The sequence below is a fragment of the Neisseria sp. 74A18 genome, assembly GCF_001308005.1.
Lineage (GTDB): Bacteria > Pseudomonadota > Gammaproteobacteria > Burkholderiales > Neisseriaceae > Neisseria > Neisseria dumasiana.
Map to the genome: position 1 here is coordinate 1 of NZ_LGZA01000059.1, position 4,816 is coordinate 4,816.

The 4,816-nt window shown below is 43.3% G+C and carries 6 protein-coding genes and 2 pseudogenes; 5 read left to right on the forward strand and 3 right to left on the reverse strand.

What is annotated here, in order from left to right:
- Positions 1-124: 124 nt before the first annotated feature.
- From AKG43_RS11580 to AKG43_RS13460, 4 genes and pseudogenes are all read left to right on the forward strand, one after another.
- On the forward strand, positions 125-1,036 hold the full coding sequence (locus AKG43_RS11580) for an energy transducer TonB (RefSeq protein ID WP_054617434.1): 912 nt from the start codon (positions 125-127) through the stop codon (positions 1,034-1,036).
- 106 nt (positions 1,037-1,142) lie between these two features.
- Positions 1,143-1,802: a MotA/TolQ/ExbB proton channel family protein gene (locus tag AKG43_RS11585; RefSeq protein WP_054617435.1), complete on the forward strand. Its 660-nt coding sequence runs from the start codon at positions 1,143-1,145 to the stop codon at positions 1,800-1,802.
- Between the two features lie 4 nt (positions 1,803-1,806).
- Positions 1,807-2,241, forward strand: a complete 435-nt coding sequence (locus AKG43_RS11590) for a biopolymer transporter ExbD (RefSeq protein WP_054617436.1) — start codon at positions 1,807-1,809, stop codon at positions 2,239-2,241.
- Between the two features lie 192 nt (positions 2,242-2,433).
- Positions 2,434-2,737 (forward strand): annotated as a pseudogene (locus AKG43_RS13460) (transposase); the annotation flags it as partial.
- 179 nt (positions 2,738-2,916) lie between these two features.
- On the opposite strand, the gene AKG43_RS11595 reads toward AKG43_RS13460, so the two are convergent.
- Together AKG43_RS11595 and AKG43_RS13565 are read right to left on the reverse strand one after the other, a co-directional pair.
- Complete coding sequence (locus tag AKG43_RS11595) at positions 2,917-3,555, reverse strand: tetratricopeptide repeat protein (RefSeq protein ID WP_255351206.1); 639 nt, start codon at positions 3,553-3,555, stop codon at positions 2,917-2,919.
- A gap of 75 nt (positions 3,556-3,630) precedes the next feature.
- A pseudogene (locus tag AKG43_RS13565) lies at positions 3,631-3,783 on the reverse strand (tetratricopeptide repeat protein); the annotation flags it as partial.
- 65 nt (positions 3,784-3,848) lie between these two features.
- Here AKG43_RS13565 and AKG43_RS11600 point away from each other — a divergent pair.
- Positions 3,849-4,655, forward strand: coding sequence for an IS481 family transposase (locus AKG43_RS11600; RefSeq protein WP_054617437.1), 807 nt, complete (start codon positions 3,849-3,851; stop codon positions 4,653-4,655).
- 16 nt (positions 4,656-4,671) lie between these two features.
- Here AKG43_RS11600 and AKG43_RS13690 read toward each other — a convergent pair whose 3' ends face one another.
- Positions 4,672-4,812, reverse strand: coding sequence for an SEL1-like repeat protein (locus tag AKG43_RS13690; protein WP_369799581.1), 141 nt, complete (start codon positions 4,810-4,812; stop codon positions 4,672-4,674).
- Positions 4,813-4,816: the final 4 nt, after the last annotated feature.

Here is a 4,816-nt window from a genome sequence, read left to right on the forward strand (position 1 = left end):
CATATTTAATAAGTTATAAATTTCCTTTCAAAACATAGTGAAACGTTAAAAAAGCTTTGCTATACGTTATATTGTACAAAAAATAGGTTGCAAACAGGAATAATTGCTATTAACATTCAACGTTATGGAAAATGAACGTGTACTAACGCCTACCACCTTTGTAGTGATCACTTTATTGCATATATGGTTGATCTTTTTGGCATGGCAAATCGCCAAGCCTGCGCAGATGGGGGTAGAGCATATAGAATTTGTCGACTTGGGGGATTTCGGCGGCGGAGACGGCAGACCGGAAGGCTCAGGCGCGCCCGCACCTGAAAAAGCTGAACAGCCCCGTCCGGAAAAGCCCAAACCTAAAGTTGAGGCCAAACCCCAGCCTAAACCCAAACCAGTAGAACAACCTAAGGCTGAAATCAAGCCTGTGATCACCAAAAAAGATCAGGCGGATATCAAACAAGCCAAAGAAACGCCCAAGCCCAAACCCGTTGAAAAACCCAAGCCTGAACCTCAACCGAAATCTGTTGAAAAACCCGTAGAAAAGCCGGTTGAAAAGCCAGCTGCCAAAACTACTGATACGTCTTCCGAGAGCACTTCTGCAGGCGGAAAAGTTACCGCCAAAGACGGCAAAGGCGATGGCACCGGTTATTCTAAGATTCAAGGTAAAGGCAGCGGGACAGACGGCACCGGTGATGGTCGGGGCTTAGGTAAAGGCGAAGGCAGCGGCAGCAAAACCGGAAGCGGCCACGGTGATGGCGATACCCGAGGGGCAGGTGCCGGAAGCAGTAGAGGCAACCCCACCCGGGCAACAGGTTCTATTCCTCGCCCACCCTACCCTCCAATTTCCGAGGAGAACGGAGAAGAAGGCACGGTTATGCTTAAAGTATTGGTAGATCCCAGCGGAAAAGTGGTGGATGTGAAAATCTCCCGGAGCAGCGGCTATGTCCGCCTGGATAAAGCGGCTGTAAATGCTGCACGCAAAGGTGGATTTAAACCTAGAGGATGGACTGAATTCACCATACCCGTAAAATTCCATCTTTAAATAAATTTAACCCGGCATATTGCCAATACTGCAATCTCCAAACGGATGCTCCGCATAATAAATTTATATTGATTTAGTTACTTGTTATTATTTTTTGGAAAAAGTTATGAATTTAAAATTAATTTTTGAATCAGGTGATGCCGTACTGATCAGTGTTTTTTTCTTATTGCTCTTCATGAGCATCATCACTTGGACCATTATGATTGTGCGCGGTATCAAACTGATGAAAGCCAAAAAAGCCAATCAAGCGGTCAAACCTTTAATTTGGAATGCCAAAACTTTAGATGAAGCTGTACAAAAAGCCAAAACAGTTTCTTCACCGATGAGCGAATTGACTTTAGAAGCCGTACGCGCCCATGAAAACTACCGTAAGCACAAAGATACGCAAATTGCTGCGGCAGTACCGTTGAATGATTATTTAGTCAGACAAATCCGTAACAGCATGAGTCAGATTTTGCGTAAATTTGATGGCGGCTTAACAGCACTGGCTTCCGTAGGTGCAACTGCTCCGTTTATTGGGTTGTTTGGAACAGTTTGGGGTATTTACCATGCCCTAATCAACATTAGTGAAAGCGGCCAAATGAGTATCGCAGCCGTGGCAGGCCCTATCGGTGAAGCATTGGTTGCTACGGCATTTGGTCTGTTTGTAGCCATTCCGGCAGTATTAGCCTATAACTTTTTAGTACGCGGAAACAAAACACTGGCTCAAGATATGGATGCTTTCGCCCACGATTTCCATGTACAACTGTTAAACAATAAGGATTGATAATATGGCATTCGGTTCAATGAATTCGGGTGATGAGTCCCCAATGGCCGATATTAACGTTACCCCATTGGTTGACGTAATGCTGGTATTGCTTATTGTATTTATGATTACCATGCCTGTGCTCACACACTCAATTCCGTTACAACTGCCTACGGCCTCAGAAAGCGTGAAACAGGAAACACAGCCTAAAGAACCGTTGCGTTTGACGATTGCTGCAGATGGAGCATATTTGCTCGGAGCAGAATCAACAACCAAACTGAGTTTGGAAGAGGTAACAAGCAGATTGAAGCAAGCCAAAACCGATAACGAGGATATCATTTTGGCGATTGCCGCCGATAAAAGCGTAGAATACGATTTTGTCGCACAAGCTTTACATTCCGCACGTGAAGCCGGTATCAGCAAAGTAGGATTTATTACCGAAACCAAATCCGGCAATTAGGGACTTAGAAAGCAAAATCACCAAATATAGTGAACCAAATATAGTGATAAGCTTCTGAAATGGAATTAAAAAACAAGTATCATAAAGTTCAGCAAAATTACCGAGCCCAACCCCGCCAAACTGACAGGAATCAGTATTAGAAGCATCAACAGTCTATACCTGAAATTGTGTCGGTTTTTAGCTGACGAATGGCATATCTCGGTTGAGAGCGTCATCAATACTGATGGGTGGCGCGGTTATCAGAGACCGGTTGACATGGGCTTTGGAAAGCATTTCAGAGTGCATCACGGTGCCAATGAGTTCGCTCGTGGCACAGCATATCAACGGTATTGAATCCTTTTGAAACTATGCCAAGCATCGGCTGGTACAATTCAACGGTGTAGCAAAACATACTTTTTACCTACACTTGAAAGAAATCGAATTTCGCTTCAATCATAGGCATCATGATTTGTATAAAGTGCTGTTGCGAATGTTGCGCGAGAATCCCTTAAAATGAATTTTGCTTCCTAAGTCCCTTTCACAAATGTGCATTGGAGAGTAGAAGCCGTATCACTCAAGTAGGAGATATGTACCGGATTGAGCAGAGTGGGCAGGTTTATAATGTGCCGCAAGTTAATGAGCATATTTTAGGTGCTAATCTACATTAGCCCCTATTTTAAATGTTGTCCAAAAACCCTAATTATCTGGGGCAGCCCTAAATTTATTTAATGCCAAGTTTGTTCTGCCAATATCGTGCTTTAATTTCGTCTTTGGGAATTTCCTTACTGCCTTTTCATAAATCCTAACCAGCCTTTCGACCGCTTTAATGTCACCATGATTTGCCGCATCTTCTATCCATTTTAAAGCGTTTTTTTCATCTTTAGAAACATACTTTCCCGTCCAATACCAAGCACCAATCATATGTTTTAATGTCTCCTCTCCCATATCCGATGCTTTCATTAGATATTCGAAAGCTTTAGCTTCATCATAAGGAAAAACCTGATTCTTTTGAGAATAGAGCAATCCTGCTACCGCATAAGCATAAGGATCTTCTTGAATTAAAGCTTTTTCCAGCCATTGTTTGGCCTCTATTTTCTCGGCATTGGTTTTAGCAACTTTTGATAATAAACTAGCTAACTCTGCTTGTGCCTTGGGAATTCCTATATTCGCAGCTTGCCTTAGCATGGCAGCAGCTTCATCTTCTTTATTGATTGATAAATACATTCTACTTAAATTATATAGAGCCTCTTTACTACCACCTTCGATAGCTTTATTTGTTAACTCTATAGCCTTCCCTGTATTTTGCTCAACACCTTTCCCGTAGAAATATGCCATCCCTAAATTTTGATAAGCTATTGGAATATTGTGTGTGGCTGCTAATTGATAATATTGGGTACTTTTTTCCCAATCAACAGGAACACCAATACCATAACTATAAAAATAGCCCAGGTTTACATAGGCAAGAATATTTCCTTTTTTTGCTGCTCTTTCTGTCCATTCAAAAGCTTTGGCGTTATCTTTTTCTGTTCCAGCACCAATAGAATAAAGCCATCCCAAATTAGATTCAGCAGCAGGATACCTGTAAGAAACTCTAGCGTTGTTTACAGTATTTGAAAGACAATACTGCCATGAACATCCATAAAAACACCCGCCTTACCCCGCACCAACGCCAAGCCGTTTGGCGCGCCTATACGCAGGATAAAATCACCGTTACCTCACTGGCCCGACAATACCAAGTCAGCAGAGTTACCATTTACCGCATCCTAAAGGCCGCACGGCTGCAGCTGCCCGCACCACAAAACAGCACCAACAACCGTTTCAAACAGGCCAAATACGGAATGAAGCGTTTGGCAAAAGTGGAAAAAAATATCGAAGAAAAGCTCAAGAAACAGGCCAAACGCTACAACAAATCCTATCCCGGCGAAATGGTGCATTTCGACACCAAACGACTGCCTTTGTTGCAAAACCAAAAAGCAACCGCCTCGAGAGATTACCTGTTTGTCGCCATTGACGACTATTCCCGCGAACTGTATGCGGCCATTTTGCCCGACCGTACAGCGGCTAGTGCAGCCAAGTTCCTTTTGCGTGATGTGATTGACTGTTGTCCTTACACCATCGAATGCGCCTATTCGGACAACGGCATGGAATACCGTGGCAATGCGTCGCATCCGTTTGCGGTTGCCTGTGTGCAGAACAACATCAACCAGAAGTTTACCCGTATTGCCCGACCGCAGACCAACGGTAAGGCAGAACGGGTAATCCGTACCCTGATGGAAATGTGGCATGACAAAGTTCCGTTTATGGATTCGGAACACAGGCAGAAGGAATTGTGCCGTTTTGTGAATTTTTATAATACGGTTAAGCCGCATAAGGGCTTGAAGGGCGATACGCCTTTTGAGGTTTTACAGGCTTATTTTTCTCAATCTGTTGTGTAAACAACGCGAGGATTTCTTACAGATAACCTTGTTTCGCTGCTTTTTCTGTCCAATAAAAAGCTTTATTTAAGTCCTTAGGGGCTTCCAAACCATTTAAATAACGCGCCCCTAGATTATATTGGCTTGAAGCATTTCCGTTTTGAGCGCATTGTTCCAATCTA

Bases quoted from the DNA above. Each gene is read 5' to 3' on its own strand.
- AKG43_RS11580 (WP_054617434.1), top strand. From the start codon at position 125: ATGGAAAATGAACGTGTACTAACGCCTACCACCTTTGTAGTGATCACT.
- AKG43_RS11585 (WP_054617435.1), top strand. From the start codon at position 1,143: ATGAATTTAAAATTAATTTTTGAATCAGGTGATGCCGTACTGATCAGT.
- AKG43_RS11590 (WP_054617436.1), top strand. From the start codon at position 1,807: ATGGCATTCGGTTCAATGAATTCGGGTGATGAGTCCCCAATGGCCGAT.
- AKG43_RS11595 (WP_255351206.1), bottom strand. From the start codon at position 3,555: ATGGCATATTTCTACGGGAAAGGTGTTGAGCAAAATACAGGGAAGGCT.
- AKG43_RS11600 (WP_054617437.1), top strand. From the start codon at position 3,849: ATGAACATCCATAAAAACACCCGCCTTACCCCGCACCAACGCCAAGCC.